The organism is Neotamlana laminarinivorans (assembly GCF_020523925.1).
GTDB classification, from domain to species: domain Bacteria; phylum Bacteroidota; class Bacteroidia; order Flavobacteriales; family Flavobacteriaceae; genus Neotamlana; species Neotamlana laminarinivorans.
Genome location: NZ_JAJAPW010000004.1, coordinates 429,209 through 446,899, shown reverse-complemented (window position 1 = coordinate 446,899; position 17,691 = coordinate 429,209). Strand labels below are relative to the sequence as shown.

Genomic DNA, 17,691 nt, shown 5'->3' with positions numbered 1-17,691 from the left:
TATGGCAAAACGAAACCACGACCACTTAAGTATTAGCGATGCGCTAAAGCAGTTTGTTGAAACCAACAAGTTAGATAAAGGCCTAGATAAAGTAAACGTTGCCAATGCCTGGGAAAATTTAATGGGTAACGGCATAAACAACTATACCACTTCAGTTAGTTTAGAGCGTGAAACCCTTTATGTTAGTTTAAGTTCCAGTGTACTTCGTGAAGAATTAAGCTACGGAAAACAAAAAATAATTAACATGCTTAATGAAGAGTTAGGCAAAGAAATTATTAAAAAACTGATTTTAAGATAAATACATTTTAAAATTTATTTAAAATAAACTACTAAAATACCGGTTACTATACTTATTTACATTACCTTTGCCCCTTAATTTAATAAAAACACAATGAGTAAAGGTACCGTAAAATTCTTCAATGATTCAAAAGGATTTGGATTTATCGTAGAAGACGACAACAACAAAGAACATTTCGTACACATTTCAGGACTTATCGATGAAATTCGTGAAGGCGATAATGTTGAATTCGATCTACAAGAAGGTAGAAAAGGATTAAACGCCGTAAACGTAAAAGTAATCTAAACATATACTTTAACACTTACAAGATTAAAAAAGTCTGTTGAAAATTTATTTTCAATAGGCTTTTTTTTTATCTTTCGGTCGTCTAACTTTTTGTTAAATAGATAGCTAATAATTATTATTTGGCACTGAGTTTGCATTAACACAAATAATTAATTTAATATCTTAAAAAAAAATGACAGGAACAGTTAAATTCTTCAACGATACCAAAGGGTTTGGTTTTATTACAGAAGAAGGTTCAAACAAAGAACATTTTGTTCACATCTCTGGTTTAATTGATGAAATTCAACAGGGAGACAACGTAGAATTCGATTTACAAGAAGGAAGAAAAGGGTTAAACGCTGTAAACGTAAAACTTGTTTAATATAGTAGTAACTTTTTAAGAGAAACAAAAGCCCGCAACAATGTTGCGGGCTTTTTTGTATTTATTTTAAAAATTATTAGAAAGTATCTCTTCCTGAAAAATGGAATGCACCTTCAATAGCAGCGTTTTCATCACTATCGCTACCGTGCACTGCATTTTCACTTATAGAAGCCGCATATAATTTTCTAATAGTTCCTTCTGCTGCATCCTCTGGATTAGTTGCCCCAATTAAAGTTCTAAAATCTTCAACCGCATTTTCTTTTTCAAGAATAGCCGCAACAATTGGCCCGCGAGTCATGTACTCTACTAACTCTCCATAAAACGGACGCTCGCTGTGTATTGCATAAAATTCTTCAGCATCAGCTTTCGTTAATTGTGTTAATTTCATTGCTACAATTTTAAAACCTGAAGCAGAAATTTTTTCTAGTATTGCACCAATGTGTCCTTTTTCAACAGCATCAGGCTTAAGCATTGTAAATGTTCTATTTGTTGCCATGTAATGTATTTATTTGCCTGCAAAAGTACGCTATTTATAATTAAAAACAAGTTATTCAATTTTAAAAAATTGTATCTTCGCAAACTATGAAAAAGCAAGATTTACTCGACATAAAACATTTATTTTCAACCCCAAAACACATCGTAATTGTAGCCCACAAAAACCCAGATGGCGATGCTATTGGCTCATCGTTAGGGTTATTTCATTATTTAAAAAAATTAAATCATAATGTACAGGTTATAATGCCAAACGATTATCCAGAATTTTTAAAATGGGTTCCTGGAAATAACGTTGTTTTAAAATATGAAACAGATAAAGATACTAGCGACAAATTAATTAATAGTGCCGATGTTATTTTTACTCTAGATTTTAATGCTTTCCACAGAACTGGAGAAATGGAAACCGCCCTAGCTAACAGTGAAGCTTTAAAAATAATGATAGACCACCATCAGGCTCCAGATAATTATGCTACCTATACCTACAGCGATGTTAGTATGAGCTCTACCTGCGAAATGGTTTACAATTACATAGATTTATTGAACGACACCAATTTAATTGATTCCGATATTGCAACCTGCTTATATTTAGGTATAATGACTGATACTGGTTCGTTTCGTTTTCCATCAACTACTAGTAAAACACATCACATTATTGCCAATTTAATTGAAAAAGGCGCTAATAACTCGCAAATACATAACAATATTTACGACACTAATAGTTTTGAACGTTTACAACTATTGGGTTGCGCTCTTAACAACTTAAAAACCATACCTGAAAGTAAAACGGCTTATATTACACTTTCTCAAGACGAACTTAATCGCTATAACTATAAAAAAGGCTTTACTGAAGGCTTTGTTAATTATGGCTTATCACTTCAGGGTATTGTTTTAGCTGCAATTTTTATTGAAGATAAACAGGAAGGTATCATAAAAATCTCATTAAGATCTAAAGGTAATTTTTCGGTAAACTTAATGTCTCGCGAACATTTTAACGGTGGCGGCCACACCAATGCTGCAGGAGGGCGAAGTAGTTTATCTCTAAATGAAACAGTTGAAAAATTTATTAGTATATTACCGTCTTACAATAATGCCCTTAACAATGAATAAGTTTTTAACGCTACTAATTCCCATTTTTATATTTGGTTGTAAAACACCAGAAGCAAGACGCCCAATTACTGTAAAATCTGGCTCTTTTATTAACGAATCTATAGAACGTAATAAAAAATTAAATGCTACAGAACATGCTTTAATTGAAAAGTTAATGCAAAAACAAGAGCAAAATTACATTGCATCAGAAAATGGTTTTTGGTATTATTACAATAACAAAATTGAGGCAGATACACTTAGCACACCAAAGTTTGGAGATATTGTAAACTACAACTACAATGTAAAAACCTTAAGCGGAAAGGAAATTTATTCTTTCGAAGATACAAAAACCCAAAACTATGCTATGGATAAAGAAGAATTGTTCACAGGCATGAGAGAGGGCTTAAAACTTATGAAAACCGGAGAAACTGTAACTTTTATTTTTCCGTCGCAAAAAGCCTATGGCTACTATGGTGACGAGAATAAAATTCAACACAACACTCCTTTAATCTGCGAAGTAACCGTTAACTCAATTACCCAAAATTAAACCCTTAAAAAATGAACATCTACAAAAAATCTATTTTCATTTTAAATGTTTTAGTATGTATTAATCTTACTTCATGTAAAGCTCAATACCCTGAACTTGAAGATGGTATTTATGCTGAATTTATTACAAACAAAGGCGTTATGGTTGCCAAATTAGAAAGTGAAAAAGTACCAGTAACTGTTGCCAATTTTGTTTCGCTAGCAGAAGGCACAAACACTATGGTAGATAGTGCTTATAAAGGTAAAAAGTTTTATAACGGCCTTATTTTTCATAGAGTAATGGATAAGTTTATGATTCAAGGTGGAGACCCAACAGGAACAGGTATGGGAAATCCTGGATATAAGTTTAAAGATGAATTTCACCCCGATTTAAAACACGACAAGCCAGGAATTTTATCTATGGCAAACTCAGGCCCAAATAGCAATGGCAGCCAGTTTTTTATTACCGAAATACCTAAACCTCATCTAGACAATGTACATAGTGTATTTGGAGAATTGGTTATAGGTTTAAATATTCAAGACTCTATCTCAAATGTAGAGGTAGATAACAGAAATCGCCCAAAAAACGATGTTATTATTCAAGAGTTAAACATTATTAGAAAAGGTAAAACCGCTAAAAAATTTAAGGCTAACGAAATTTTTATTAATCATTTTGCAGAAGAAGAACGCCTTGCAAAAGAAAAAGCAGAAAAAGAAGCTGCTATTATTAAAGCTTCAAAAGACAAGTTTGATGCCCAAAAAGCTAAAGCTAAAACACTTGAGTCTGGCTTAAAATATTTTGTTTCAGAAAAAGGCACAGGAGAAAAGTTAAAAGATGGCGATATTGTTTTATGCCACTATGCCGTATATTTTGAAAACGCAAAACTACTTGAAACAAGCAAGCTTGAAACAGCAGAAGCACTTGATGCCGTAAACGAAAAAAGAAAATTAGCAGATAAATATGAAGCTGTAGAACTAGAACTAAGTGCAGATGCACCATTAATTGCAGGTTTAAAAGAAGGCTTAAAACAATTAAGCTTAGGAGATAAAGCTACCTTTTTTATTCCATACCATTTAGCTTATGGCGAATATGGCAACCGTGGTATTCCTGGAAAGTCTAATTTAATTTTCGAGATAGAAACCATCTCACTTATTAATTAAAATTTAACAAAAAACATTGTATTTAGGGTTATATTTACCCATAAAATTACACCTATGCATTTACTAAAACTAGATTGGAATCCCGTTACAGGTATTGATATTATTGGAAATTTCAAAATACATTTTTACAGCCTAATGTGGGTTGCTGCATTTGTAATTGGTTTTTATATCATGAAACGTATTTTTACCAAAGAAAAAATTTCGTTGGACTACCTCGACCCGTTATTTATATACACAGTTTTAGCGACAATGCTTGGTGCTCGTTTAGGGCATGTATTATTTTATCAGTCGGAATTAATACAACAAGATTTCTTTAGCATTTTTCTTCCTTTCAGTTTTAAAAATGGGGTAGAATTCACAGGTTTCCAAGGCTTAGCAAGTCATGGCGCTGCTATTGGCATAATTATAGGTATGTATTTATATCGTAAAAAATACAACTACAAATCTATTTTATGGATTTTAGACCGTATTGTGCTTGCGGTGGCTTCAGGCGCAGTTTTTATTAGAATTGGAAACTTTATAAACTCTGAAATTATTGGTAAAAAATCTGGAGACTTCCCGTTAGGCGTTCGTTTTATTCAAGATTATTATAATAAATACGAAGTTACCCGTATTACAGGTATTAAAGATGTACAAAAAGCCTACGATGCCATTGCTAGCAATCCTGAACTTTTAGAGGCTATACCATACAGGCACCCAGCACAACTTTACGAATCGTTTTGCTACATTTTTGTATTCTTAATTTTGTTGTATTTCTATGCTAAAACAAAAAAAAGCGAACAAACCGGATTTTTATTTGGTTTATTTTTAATTCTACTATGGTCTATTCGCTTTTTTGTTGAATTCTTTAAAGAACCACAAGGCGAAGAATATATTAACTGGTTTGGCTTAAATACAGGGCAATGGTTAAGTATTCCGTTTATTTTAATTGGTCTTTATTTTATGTTTGTTTACAAACCTAAAACAGCGCTAAAATAATGACTTCAAAAAGGTTTTTTTCTGTTTTATTGTTGAGTTTTATACTAGTTTATTTCTCTTGTAAAGATGATAAAAAAGTAATTAAACAAACCGAAATCACTTTCTCAAAAGAAGGCGAACTTACAATTTTTAAAAGTGATAGCAGTCAGGTTAATTTTGATATAGAAATTGCCGAAACCGAATACGAAACGCAAACTGGTTTAATGTATAGAAACAATATGGAGGAAAACCATGGAATGCTTTTTATTTTTAACGATATGCAACCACGTTCGTTTTACATGAAAAACACAAAAATTGGTTTAGACTTAATTTTTATTGATAACAATAACAAAATTGTTAGTTTTCAAAAAAACGCAAAACCTTATAACGAAGCATCTTTACCCTCTAACGTTCCTGCCAAATATGTTTTTGAAATTAACGCCGGTTTAGTTGACAAATGGGAAATTGCTGTTAACGATAGTATTGCTTTTAGCAGAAAATAACCATGAAATTAATCTTATATTTAGCACTTTGCATTTTACTTTTTAATTGCACTAATAAATACGACAAATACAAAGCCACACCAAAATATATTACAAATGCTGTAGCATCAAATAAAGCATACTTTGAAGCTTACAACGAAAGTTTAAAACTATGGGATGTAAATTTTGAAGAACTTTATATTCCCACAACATATGGTGTTGCTCATGTAATTGTTAGCGGCAAGAGCAATAAAGAATCTATAGTTTTACTTCACGGTATGAATGCCAGTTCTACCATGTGGTATCCAAACATTAAAAGCCTTAGCGATAATTATCGTGTTTTTGCTATCGATTTTATTTTAGAACCTGGTAAATCATGTATTCAAAAAGATATAGATGACATTGAAACCGTAATAGATTGGTACAACGAAATATTTTATGCGCTCGATTTAAATAACTTCAATCTTATTGGGGCATCACGAGGCGGTTGGCTTGCCACTAATTTAACTTTAAACAATCCTGAAAAAATAAAAAAATTGGTTTTACTAAGTCCTGCTCAAACTTTTACTTGGATAAAACCCAGCTCAGATTTACTTAAAAATATTATTTATGTGTTTTCTTCTAAAGAAAAACGTGTTAATCAAACACTAGAAGCCATGTCTAACAACCCAAATAATATTAGCGACACATATATAAAACAATATAAAATAGGCACAGGAAAAGACACCTTGAATAAGTTAATGCTGAAAATGAAACCATTTTCTAGAAATGAATTAAAAAACTTAAAATTACCCACTTTGGTTTTAATTGGTGATAATGATGCTATTAACAACGAAAAAACCATAGAACTTGCTAAAACACTACAAAAAGGGCAAGGTGAAATTATTACAAATGCCGGTCATTTTTTATCTATAGACCAAGCTGATGCTATAAATACTAAAATTTTAGAATTTTTAAACAACTAATAACAAAACCTGATATAAGTTAGCTTTTCTTGAAAACTACAATATTAATTTTGATGTATAGAATTTTTATGCATCATGAAAACAATAGTTTACACCTTATTTACACTTCTTACAATAAGCCTTATATCATGCAAAAAACAAACAAAAGGGCTTGCATTAAATAATACCCCACATAAAATAAAACACTGGAGCTATCAAGGCGAAACAGCTCCAAAGCATTGGGCTGAAATTGAAGCAAACACAGAATGTGATGGCCTACACCAGTCACCAATAAACATAATTCACACCCATACAGATTCTGTTAAAAATAGATCAGATTTAAAAATACATTATTCTCCATCAACCTATATTGAAAAAGTAAATAATAACGGACACTCTATACAGTTTGATTTCGAAATAGGTGATTCTATTTTTTATAAAAATGATATATATTACCTAAAACAAATTCACTTTCACGAACCATCAGAGCATAAGATAAATGGTATAATTTATCCTATTGAAATTCACTTAGTTCACATTAACAAACACGGCGAAATAAGTGTATTAGGCATTCTTGGTGAAGAAGGCAATGAAAGCCAATTATTTGAGTTTTTAGAAAGTTTTTTACCTCTTAAAAATGGAGATACTAAATATATACATAAAAAAATAGATTTGTCTTCACTCTTTCAACATTCCAAAGATTATTATACCTACAACGGTTCTTTAACAACGCCTCCTTGTACAGAAAATGTTAATTGGATTCTCTTTAAAAAACCTATTATTTTATCTGTTGAAGAAATCTTAAAACTAAAAAACAATATGCCCGTTAATAATTATAGAAATGAGCAAGCCTTAAATGATAGAACTATTAGATACCATTATTAAAATAGTATTTAAAAAAATTAACCTTTTTTTAGAAAAATTTTAACCAAGCTGCATTCATAAAGTAATACATTAGTTTTTACTACTTGTAACCACCAATAAGCTTAAAAATTATGATAAAAAACAAGCTATTATTCTATTTAATTGCTTTATTATTAATATTCCAATCATGTAAAACTGCAAAACCAGGAAGCATAAAAACTGAAATAAACACAAGAACACCAGAAGGTAAACCTTATGTAATTTTAATTTCATTAGATGGTTTTCGTTGGGATTATGTAAATAGATTTTCACCTCCAAATCTTTCAAAATTTATACAAACAGGCGTAAATAGCAAAGGCTTAATTTCTTCTTTTCCATCAAAAACATTTCCTAACCATTACAGCATTGCCACTGGCATGTATCCAGACAAACACGGCTTAATTGGTAATACATTTTACAGCTATAAAAAAGATGCTGTTTACAGCATTGGTAACAGAACTGTTGTTGAAGACGGCGAATTTTACAATGGCACACCTATTTGGCTACAAGCTCAAAAACATAATATTATTACTGCAAGTTACTTTTTTGTAGGTACGGAAGCCAATATTCAAGGTAAACACCCTACATATTACAAAAAATATGATGCTAAAATAAAAAATGAAAAACGTGTAAATGATGTTTTAAACTGGTTAAATCTTCCGGAAAATAAACGTCCAAAACTTATTACCATGTATTTCTCAGACATGGATGATATCGGGCATAAATACGGACCCAATAACGATTTAGAACTCAAAAATAAACTTTACAATTTAGATAAAAATTTAGGAAATTTATTTGAAGGTATTGCCAAAACCAAACTACCTGTTAATATTATAATTGTTTCTGATCATGGGATGGCAGAAGTAAATACCAAAAATTTTATTTCTTTAACACAAATAGAAAACAATAATTTATACACATCTATTAGTAACGGTGCTTTTGTAAGCTTGCACCCTAAACCCAACGTTTCAACCGATTCTATTTTAGCATTTTTAAAGCCAAAAGAACTTCATTTTAAAGTTTATAAAACAGAAAACACACCAGGTTTTGAATATACACCTAGTAATCCTGATTGGGGAACTGTGCAAATAATTCCGGATTACGGATATTATTTTTCTACAAAAAAAGGTATGGGACCTTTTAAAAACATTGGTGTTCATGGATATTCAACCAATTACAAAGATATGCAGGGCATTTTTTATGCCAACGGTCCCGCCTTCAAATCCGGCTTAACCATTCCTGAAATAAAAAACGTTAATATTTACCCCTTAATTTGTAAAATTCTAAATTTAGAAATCCCTGAAAATATTGACGGAAAGTTAGAGAACATTAAAATGGTTTTAAAACAACCTTAACGCCTTTTACCTCCACTATATTCCATAGCTTCACCTTTACCAAAACCGTAACTAAAGCCAAAAGTTAAAAAACGACCTCGTGAGTTTTTAGAGTAATTAGTAAACGTGTCTTGGTTTGTAAAACTCTCAAAATTTCGTGAGGCAAAAGCATCGCGAACACCAAAACTAAAAACGCCTTTACCTTTAAGTATTTTTTTACGAAGCCCGATATCTAAAAACGCAATAGCTTCGGTGTTACCTTGAACAGTTTCGTAATCGGATTGATAGTTTCCTGTAGCTTCAAAATCGATATCTGCTGGCAATTTAAACTTTGCCATTAATTTAGACGTCCATTGATCGCCATTAAAATCGAAAACCTGATCTTCGAAAGTCCCCTCTCTATTAAAATAATTAAAATTAAAATCGACATTAAATGTTAGCCAATTTATAGGAGAATATTTGGTATTGAATTCGAAACCAACAGTACTGTTCGTTCCAATATTTTCTGGTCTTGCGGTGCTTACATTATCTTCTGCTGTGGTAATACTTTCAATAACATCGGTTGTAAAACGATGATACACGCCAAAATTCAACGCCGTTTTACTAATATCAAAAATAGTTGTAATTTCATACGAATCGGTAAATTCGGGTTGTAATTCTGGATTTCCTTGGCGGATGCTATAACTGTTTCTAATATTAAAAAAAGGATTTAAATCTCTTAATCTTGGTCTGTAAATACGTTTTGAATATCCTGCTTGCAGTGAAACCACATCTGAAAACTTATAAGAAGAATGCAAACTAGGAAACCAATTTGAATAGTCTTGATTATTAGATTCGTTGGTAGTTTCAAGTAGAGTTTCTAAATCGGTATGCTCTAAACGTACACCTCCTTTTAAACCCCATTTTTCACCTTGATAAGCTCCAGAAGCATAAACACCCAAAACGTTTTGGTTAAAATTAAATATATTGGTTAACCCGGTATCTGTTACAAAAACACCACCATCTAAATCTTGTACTTCATAATCATTACTTACATCGTTTAACACATATTGACCTCCTGCTTCCATGCTCCATTGTTCGTTAAATGGCTTGGTATAATCTAACTTAAACGTAAAATTATCTTCGGAAAAATCTGTTCTAATTTTTTGTGTAGCATCGTAATCTTCACCAGCAACGGTAACATCGTTAAACAGTGAGTTTTGGTCTTTTGCAAACGAGTTTCCAGTTACACTAAACAATAAATCGTGATCGTCATGGTCTTTAAAATCTTTCTTATAAACCAGTTCGTATTGCCATTTCGGGTTTGTAGCTTCGGTGGTTTCGTTTCGGTTCCATTCAGATTCTAAAGCATCGTTTTCATCAAAAAGTTGAAAGTTGTAGTTTGAAGGCTGATCTTCAATTTCGTAGGCAAAATTCCCCGAAAGGGTTAACACATCATTTGATGTTATATAATAATCTATTCCTAAGGTAATATTGTAAAATTTCTCGTTTCTGTACTCGGTTCCGCTATTAATTAGGGTTGTATTATCATCTAAATCAATATTAACACCTTCGCTATCTCTTGGATAACTTCTGCGTCCTAAACCAAACTGTGTAAATAAATTAAATTTTTCTGAACGTCTATTTAAACTCAAACCAATACTGTGGTTATCTGGAATTCCCGTATTTAAACTTACCGAACCGTTTACGCCTTTACGCTCTTCTTTTTTAATGATTATGTTTATAATTCCTGAGGTTCCTTCGGCATCGTATTTTGCTGATGGATTTGTTATAACTTCAATATTTTCAATCATGTCGGCAGTAATACTTCCTAAAGCACCGCCATCGTCGGTTAAAATAGAAGGTTTTCCGTTTATTAAAACTTGTACTCCAGAATTTCCGCGTAAGCTAATAGCACCTTCAATATCTACATTAACACTGGGCACATTGTTAAGCACATCTAACGCACTAGCGCCAGTACTTGCAATATCTTTCCCTACATTAAACACGCGTTTATCGAGTTTAAATTGAGTTCGAGACACTTCGGCTTGCACCAAAACAACATCTAATTGGGCAGCATCTTCGGCTAACGTAAATGTGCCTAAATCAATCGTATTATTTTTAATATTGAATTGATTAAAGGTTTTTGAAATAAAACCAATATAACTTACTTCTATGTAAAAGCTTTTTGCATCTGTGTTTAGGTAAAACGAACCATCTTCAGCTGTTGTTGTACCTGAAATTGGTTGTTTAGTTTCTGAATCTGCAACTAAAACTGTTGCATATGCTAAAGGTTCGTTGCTGGTTTCATCTAAAATTTTTCCTTTAATTTCAATACTTTGTGCATGCGAATAGCTCACAAATAATAATAGGAAAGAAAATGCAAAAAGCTTAATGAATTGAAAGTTCATATATTTAGGATGGTCTTTTAAATTTAGATAGGCTGATTCTAAAAAGCAAAAATGCAAAAATTTAACCGTAGAAATTGTTAATTAGAAGTTTACAACACGGTTTTAACAAAAATTTAGCTTATTAAACTTACTGTGTTTAATTAGAATTTTCGTTATGTTGTTTAGTACCAATTTGATTAATTTTATTGAAGTGAGAATGCTTTCGAGATGTTATAATTATGTTATAAAGTACACGCTCCTCAATAAGAATAGAAATTGCAGTAAATAGCATAGGTATAAAAAACAATAGTATAATAAGATAATCTTCATTAGTACCTTTCCAATTTACCTTATAAAACATATCATACCATAAACGTATCGCAAGATATAATACGGCTAAAGCAAATAGCCCGTTTAAAACCCATAGTACGTAGTTTATTTCTGCTACTTTTTTTGCTTTAGGTTTATACATGGGTAACGTTTTTATATGGTAGATTACACTTGATATACCTGTAAAAGCTACTGCTACCAATAAAAACTGCCTGTTCTTAAAACTAAAACCTCCACCAAAAACAAAATAAAACAACGCAAAATTAAATAGCCCTGCTATAAGTATGCAGAATATTAGTAAAGTTATTTTAAAAATGCGTTTTAATTTCATTTAGTAATAAAATATGCGCCAAATAAGGTTTCAAAATGCTTTAAAAGTTTGGTTTTAACTTCGGCTTCATCTACTGTTTTTTTACCTAACTCAACATTTAAAGATGTTACTGCCTTACCGCGAATACCGCAAGGAATTATATTATCGAAATACCCCAAATCGGCATTTACATTTAAAGCAAAACCGTGCATGGTTACCCAACGGCTTGCACGAACACCCATAGCACAAATTTTGCGAGCAAACGGTGTTCCTACATCTAACCAAACTCCTGTTTCTCCAGGGCTTCGTTCTGCTTTTAAGTTGTATTCAGCTAAAGTTAAAATTATCATTTCTTCTAGCAAACGTAAATACTTGTGTATATCGGTAAAAAAGTTTTCTAAATCTAAAATAGGGTAACCAACAATTTGCCCCGGACCGTGATAGGTAATATCTCCCCCTCTGTTAATTTTATAAAACGTTGCCCCTTTTTTAGCAAGCTGATTTTCGTCTAGAAGTAAATTAGATAAATCGCCACTTTTACCCAAAGTATAAACATGCGAATGCTCTACAAATAAAAAGTAGTTTTTGGTTTTTAAACCAGCTTCTTCTCGCCTATTTTTTATTTTGGTATCTACAATGCCTTTAAATAAACTTTCTTGGTAGTCCCAAGTTTCTTTATAATCTTTATGGCCTAAATCTTCTAAAATTACTTTTTTATTCAATGTATTAATCTTCTAAAATTACTTCTAGGTTTAATGCTTCTGGGTCTAACATATATGTCATAAAAGGAAACTCTACCGTTACTGTTTTTCTATCTGCACTAAACATGGCATTATCATTATTAATCGATTTTATAGGTTTAGCAAAATGATAATTTAACTTGTAAACAGAAGTCCCTAACATTGCAGACATTTGTTTTAAGCTATCTGTAAGTTGTTTATACCCTTCTTTATCTATAAACTGAACATTTCGTGTAAATTTATTTCCATTATATGTATATGATACATTTGTATAATCACTATTATTTAATGATGAAAGCGGATTAGCTTTATCGTTTCCTATAGGGGTTTCTTTTTTATTAGCTTCAAGTTCGCTAAAAGTAGTCATAGCTTTAAACATATCTTGCATATTAGAAGCATCTGTAAACTCTGTATATACCTCTAATTTCATGATTTTGGTTTCAGAATCCATTATCATGTGTATATCATAATTTTCGAATTTTTTTAGTTTTTTCTGTTCTTCTACAGACAAAGTTGCTATACTATCTTTCTTTTTGTTTAAAATTTCTTTAAAACTAAAAGTAGAATCTATAGATTCTTGAGCTTCTTCTCCCATTGCATCTCCAGCCATTTGCATGAACTGGGAGCCATCAAACGAAAAGGCTATTTTTCCAGAGCCATCTTCATTTATGTAAATGTCTTCACTGAATTGGCAACTTGTTAAAAATAAAGAGAATGAGCAAATAAGAATAGTAATGTTTTTTAACATTGTTATAGATTTGGTTGTACTTTACAAAGATAAATTAATTATTAGGATTATTAAGTATTACCAACGCCGCAATTACACCAGGCACCCAACCACAAAGCCATAATAAAAACACGATTATAATTGAACCACAGCCTTTATCTAGAACTGCTAAAGGCGGACAAATAATTGATAGTAAAACTCTCCAGAAACTCATTTTTTTTGATTTTTTATTGATTGATATTTATTTGACGAAAAAGTTTTTGGTTTGTTACAAGTTGCGTTAGGGATTGAGCGGTGTGTTTGAGCTCGCCGCCGCAGAAGGCAGCGAGTAGCGAAAGCCCGACCCTTGTGGTAACGCCCTAAAAAATAGTAAAAATATGATGTTTAAAAACAATGGCAAATGTGTATCTTTGCGCCATTAAAATTTTATCAAGTAAGTAAGCTATGGCGCAATTATCAGAGCAAGAAATTGTAAGAAGAGACAAATTAGGAAAATTACGAGAGTTAGGTATTAATCCATATCCGGCCGATCTTTATCCGGTAAATGATAGCTCGAAAACGATTAAAACCAATTTTGAAGCTGGTAAAAAGGTTATTATCGCAGGACGTTTAATGTCTAGACGTATACAAGGTAATGCTAGTTTTGCCGAATTACAAGATGCCGAAGGGCGCGTACAAGTGTATTTTAACAGAGATGAAATTTGTACTGGAGACGATAAAACAAAATACAATACCGTTTACAAAAAATTACTTGATATAGGTGATTTTATTGGTGTTGAAGGTGAGCTTTTTACAACTAAAGTTGGTGAAAAAACGGTTATGGTTAAAGATTTTTCGCTATTAAGCAAGGCTTTAAAACCACTACCTTTACCTAAAGTTGATGCCGATGGAAATATTCATGATAAATTTGACGATCCAGAATTACGTTACAGACAACGTTATGCCGACTTAGTGGTTAACCCAAATGTTAAAGAGGTTTTTGTAAAACGTACAAAACTGTTTAACGCCATGCGTAAGTTTTTTAACGATGCTGGATATTTTGAGGTTGAAACTCCGGTTTTACAACCTATTCCTGGTGGTGCTGCTGCGCGCCCATTTATTACACATCACAACGCTTTAGATGTGCCTTTATACATGCGTATTGCTAACGAACTTTACCTAAAGCGCCTTATTGTTGGTGGTTTTGATGGGGTTTACGAGTTTAGTAAAAACTTCCGTAATGAAGGTATGGACAGAACGCATAATCCTGAGTTTACTGCCATGGAAATTTATGTGGCATACAAGGATTATAACTGGATGATGGATTTCTGTGAAAAGCTTTTAGAATATTGTTCTACTGCTGTAAACGGAACAACTAAAGTTACTTTTGGTGAGCATGAAATAGATTTTAAAGCGCCTTACGCTCGTGTTACTATGGCCGATTCTATAAAACATTTTACTGGTTTTGATATTACTGGTAAAACAGAAGCCGAAATTCGTGAAGCTGCTAAGAGTATGGGTATTGAGGTTGATGATACTATGGGAAAAGGTAAACTTATTGATGAAATTTTTGGTGAAAAATGCGAGGGTAACTACATACAGCCAACCTTTATTACAGATTATCCAAAGGAAATGAGCCCATTGTGTAAAGAACACCGTGAAAACCCTGAATTAACCGAACGTTTCGAGCTTATGGTTTGTGGTAAAGAAATTGCTAACGCCTATTCTGAACTTAACGACCCAATAGACCAACGTGAGCGTTTTGAGCACCAAATGGAATTGGCTAAAAAGGGTGACGACGAAGCTAATGGCATTATTGATTACGACTTTTTACGTGCTTTAGAATATGGTATGCCTCCTACTTCTGGAATGGGTATTGGTATGGACCGATTAATTATGTACTTAACCAATAACCAATCTATACAAGAGGTTTTATTTTTCCCGCAAATGCGACCAGAAAAGAAACCTTTAGAAATAAGTGAAGATGCTAAGGCTGTTTTTGAAGTTTTAACCAAAGCTGAAAAAATAGAATTAACAGAATTAAAAACCACATCTGGTTTATCTAATAAAAAATGGGATAAAACCATTAAAGAACTAACTAAAAATAATTTAGCCAAAGTTGAAAAAACAGACGAGGGCTTATTTGTAACAGTTTTATAAACCATTGTTTTACCCTACAAAAAACCTTACATATTAAAAAGTGTAAGGTTTTTCTAGTTTTAGTGCTTTTTTTAGTTAAATTTATTTGGTAAGAAATTACTATTTGCAAAACAATTAATGATTAAATCTCAAAAAATACCTTATAAATTAAAAAGCAAAATAGTTTTACTACCTCTTTTTACTTTTATTTTATGTATTACAATAGTTTTTACAGTTTTTAAAAGTAGTTTAAACTCTTTAAATACTTCAGTAGAAAATAACATTGATCAAGTTGGCCAACTTACATCAAAAGAATTTGAAAATATTTTAAATAGTGATATAGGCAAGCTTGAAAACTTAAAAAATAGAATTGAGTTTACTAATGGCATGTTTCTTAATTATTGGGAAAAAGATGCCGAATTACTTATTGAACAAACCCAAAGCTTTAGGTTTTTAGAATGGATAGACAGTACAATGGTAATTCGCAAAATAACTCCATTAGTTGGTAACGAAAGTGCATTAAACCTAGACATATCTAAAGTTGAATATCGCCGAGACGAATGGATAAACCACGCCAAATTTAACGAAACAAACATCACACCCTGGAGTGCATTAACACAAGGAGGTCATGCATTTCTAGTTGATGTACCTGTTTACTTTAATAACACTTTTCAAGGCACAATTTCTGCGGGAATGGATTTTAATGCAAAATTCACAAAATTTAGTTCTAGCTTAAATAATTTTTATGCCATTGAGCTTTACGACCATACTAATACATTATTTTTCCAACTTAACTCAAACAACAAATTAAATACACCAGCTAGCTTTACATTTAATATACTCGTTGATGATTTAGACAATCAACAATGGACTTTAAAACTCTTTCCTAGTAAAAAATTTCAATCCACAAAAAGACGTGAGCTAACTAGTATAACATTAATAATAGGGTTATTATTTAGCTTATTAATTTCATTATTAGTTTATTTTTATTTAAGTGTTGTTAATGAACGTAAATTGGCTTTAGAAACAAACAACAAACTTATAACAACTAATAAAAAGTTAAATAAAGAGCGTAAAAAAGCTGAAAAAGCATCGTTAGCTAAAACAGAGTTTTTATCTAACATGAGTCATGAAATTAGAACACCGCTACATGCCATATTAGGTTTTATTGAACTTTTAAAAGAAAGTAAACTAAATAAAACGAATAAAGAGTATTTAGGTTTAATGGAAAAATCTTCTAGTAACCTTTTAAATATTGTAAATGATATTTTAGATATTGATAAAATTGAATCTGGAAAAATAGAACTTTCAGAAATCAAGTTCAATCCTTTTCAAAAAGTTAAGGATCTTATTGAAGTAAACCAGTTTATATTCTTAAAAAAAGACCTTTATCTTAAATCAAAGTATAAAAAGGTAAAAGATTTATTTGTTACAGGAGATGAGGGTAAGTTTGTTCAAATAATAAACAACCTACTTAAAAACGCATTAAAGTTTACAAATCATGGTGGTATTACATTAATTTATAACGAAAAAGTTACACAAAACAATAAATTAGAAATAAAAATTTCTATTAAAGATACTGGTATAGGCATTCCACCCGATAAAATGGATTCTATTTTCGAGCGCTTCAAACAAATTGAAAATAGTATAAAAAAACAATACGAAGGCAGCGGATTAGGCTTAGCTATTAGTAAAATTTTCATTAATATGATGGATGGAGATATTACAGTAAAAAGTAAACTAAACGAAGGCACAACATTTAAGTTTAATGTTGTTTTCCCTATCCTACCCAATCAAAATGAATTTAAAATTAAATCGTTAACAAGCGAAGACTCTACTAACCTTTCTAAGCTAAATGTCCTTATTGTAGACGATAACAAACTGAATGTTATAGTACTAAAAAAATTCTTAGAAAGTTTTAATATCAAGGCACAAACAGCCGATAACGGCAAAGTAGGACTCGACAAGTTTAAATCAGGAAACTTCCATTTAATTTTCATGGATATACATATGCCTGTTATGGATGGTTGGGAAGCTACTAAAGAAATTAGAAAATTAGATAAAGATGTAATTATACTAGGTTTATCTGCAAATGTAACTCCAGAAGCCATAAGTAAAGCACTTGAAAATGGAATGAATAACTACCTTTCTAAGCCATTTAAAAAGGAACACATAGCCAAACTTTTAAATTTTCATTTTAACAACTACAATAATTAATGTATTTAATAAAAAGTTTCTTTTTTTATTAAATCGTAATATAAATTTT

19 protein-coding genes are annotated in these 17,691 nt (G+C 31.4%); 13 read left to right on the top strand and 6 right to left on the bottom strand.

Translation table 11 applies throughout. The features are described from left to right. Position 1: 1 nt before the first annotated feature. The 3 genes from LG649_RS11395 to LG649_RS11385 all read left to right on the top strand — a co-directional run bounded on the left by LG649_RS11395 (position 2) and on the right by LG649_RS11385 (position 944). Entirely contained in the window at positions 2 to 298 is a 297-nt protein-coding gene (locus LG649_RS11395; RefSeq protein ID WP_226543939.1) for a DUF721 domain-containing protein, read from the top strand. Positions 299 to 391: 93 nt separating this feature from the next. After that, positions 392 to 583, top strand: a complete 192-nt coding sequence (locus LG649_RS11390) for a cold-shock protein (RefSeq protein WP_044633579.1) — start codon at positions 392 to 394, stop codon at positions 581 to 583. 172 nt (positions 584 to 755) lie between these two features. Continuing rightward, the gene (locus tag LG649_RS11385; protein ID WP_226543938.1) at positions 756 to 944 is read left to right on the top strand and encodes a cold-shock protein; all 189 of its coding nucleotides are present in this window, start codon (positions 756 to 758) and stop codon (positions 942 to 944) included. Positions 945 to 1,020: 76 nt separating this feature from the next. Here the strand turns inward: LG649_RS11385 and LG649_RS11380 are convergent, their stop codons facing one another. Further along, on the bottom strand, positions 1,021 to 1,440 hold the full coding sequence (locus LG649_RS11380) for a nucleoside-diphosphate kinase (RefSeq protein ID WP_226543937.1): 420 nt from the start codon (positions 1,438 to 1,440) through the stop codon (positions 1,021 to 1,023). 86 nt (positions 1,441 to 1,526) lie between these two features. Between LG649_RS11380 and LG649_RS11375 the strand changes: the two genes are divergently transcribed. The 8 genes from LG649_RS11375 (at position 1,527) to LG649_RS11340 (ending at position 8,852) form a co-directional block, all read left to right on the top strand. Continuing rightward, on the top strand, positions 1,527 to 2,546 hold the full coding sequence (locus LG649_RS11375) for a DHH family phosphoesterase (RefSeq protein ID WP_226543936.1): 1,020 nt from the start codon (positions 1,527 to 1,529) through the stop codon (positions 2,544 to 2,546). Continuing rightward, positions 2,539 to 3,072, top strand: coding sequence for a gliding motility-associated peptidyl-prolyl isomerase GldI (gene gldI / locus LG649_RS11370; RefSeq protein WP_226543935.1), 534 nt, complete (start codon positions 2,539 to 2,541; stop codon positions 3,070 to 3,072). The genes LG649_RS11375 and gldI overlap by 8 nt, the downstream gene beginning before the upstream one ends. Before the next feature lie 11 nt (positions 3,073 to 3,083). Beyond that, positions 3,084 to 4,211: a peptidylprolyl isomerase gene (locus LG649_RS11365; RefSeq protein ID WP_226543934.1), complete on the top strand. Its 1,128-nt coding sequence runs from the start codon at positions 3,084 to 3,086 to the stop codon at positions 4,209 to 4,211. A 54-nt stretch (positions 4,212 to 4,265) separates the two neighbouring features. Next, positions 4,266 to 5,189, top strand: coding sequence for a prolipoprotein diacylglyceryl transferase (gene lgt / locus LG649_RS11360; protein ID WP_226543933.1), 924 nt, complete (start codon positions 4,266 to 4,268; stop codon positions 5,187 to 5,189). Continuing rightward, on the top strand, positions 5,189 to 5,671 hold the full coding sequence (locus LG649_RS11355) for a DUF192 domain-containing protein (RefSeq protein WP_226543932.1): 483 nt from the start codon (positions 5,189 to 5,191) through the stop codon (positions 5,669 to 5,671). Before lgt ends, LG649_RS11355 begins: the two co-directional genes overlap by 1 nt. Positions 5,672 to 5,673: 2 nt before the next feature. Next, on the top strand, positions 5,674 to 6,615 hold the full coding sequence (locus LG649_RS11350; RefSeq protein ID WP_226543931.1) for an alpha/beta fold hydrolase: 942 nt from the start codon (positions 5,674 to 5,676) through the stop codon (positions 6,613 to 6,615). Positions 6,616 to 6,690: 75 nt separating this feature from the next. Beyond that, positions 6,691 to 7,479 carry a carbonic anhydrase gene (locus tag LG649_RS11345; protein WP_226543930.1) on the top strand — a complete coding sequence of 263 codons (789 nt, stop codon included), beginning with the start codon at positions 6,691 to 6,693 and terminating at the stop codon, positions 7,477 to 7,479. A gap of 110 nt (positions 7,480 to 7,589) precedes the next feature. Next, on the top strand, positions 7,590 to 8,852 hold the full coding sequence (locus tag LG649_RS11340; protein WP_226543929.1) for an alkaline phosphatase family protein: 1,263 nt from the start codon (positions 7,590 to 7,592) through the stop codon (positions 8,850 to 8,852). Here the strand turns inward: LG649_RS11340 and LG649_RS11335 are convergent. From LG649_RS11335 to LG649_RS11315, 5 genes are all read right to left on the bottom strand, one after another. Next, positions 8,849 to 11,221 (bottom strand): TonB-dependent receptor domain-containing protein, encoded by a 2,373-nt coding sequence (locus tag LG649_RS11335; RefSeq protein WP_226543928.1) that lies wholly within the window; start codon positions 11,219 to 11,221, stop codon positions 8,849 to 8,851. The two genes, LG649_RS11340 and LG649_RS11335, sit on opposite strands and share 4 nt — an antisense overlap. Before the next feature lie 136 nt (positions 11,222 to 11,357). Continuing rightward, entirely contained in the window at positions 11,358 to 11,861 is a 504-nt protein-coding gene (locus tag LG649_RS11330) for a hypothetical protein (protein WP_226543927.1), read from the bottom strand. Further along, positions 11,858 to 12,562, bottom strand: a complete 705-nt coding sequence (lipB, locus tag LG649_RS11325; RefSeq protein ID WP_226543926.1) for a lipoyl(octanoyl) transferase LipB — start codon at positions 12,560 to 12,562, stop codon at positions 11,858 to 11,860. Before lipB ends, LG649_RS11330 begins: the two co-directional genes overlap by 4 nt. 4 nt (positions 12,563 to 12,566) lie before the next feature. Next, a complete protein-coding gene (locus tag LG649_RS11320) occupies positions 12,567 to 13,328 on the bottom strand; it encodes a hypothetical protein (protein ID WP_226543925.1) in 762 nt (253 codons plus the stop codon). 34 nt (positions 13,329 to 13,362) lie between these two features. Beyond that, the gene (locus tag LG649_RS11315) at positions 13,363 to 13,521 is read right to left on the bottom strand and encodes a YqaE/Pmp3 family membrane protein (RefSeq protein ID WP_226543924.1); all 159 of its coding nucleotides are present in this window, start codon (positions 13,519 to 13,521) and stop codon (positions 13,363 to 13,365) included. 230 nt (positions 13,522 to 13,751) lie between these two features. Between LG649_RS11315 and lysS the strand changes: the two genes are divergently transcribed. Continuing rightward, positions 13,752 to 15,446, top strand: coding sequence for a lysine--tRNA ligase (gene lysS, locus LG649_RS11310; protein ID WP_226543923.1), 1,695 nt, complete (start codon positions 13,752 to 13,754; stop codon positions 15,444 to 15,446). Between the two features lie 117 nt (positions 15,447 to 15,563). Beyond that, positions 15,564 to 17,642, top strand: coding sequence for a response regulator (locus LG649_RS11305; protein ID WP_226543922.1), 2,079 nt, complete (start codon positions 15,564 to 15,566; stop codon positions 17,640 to 17,642). The last annotated feature ends 49 nt before the right edge of the window (positions 17,643 to 17,691 follow it).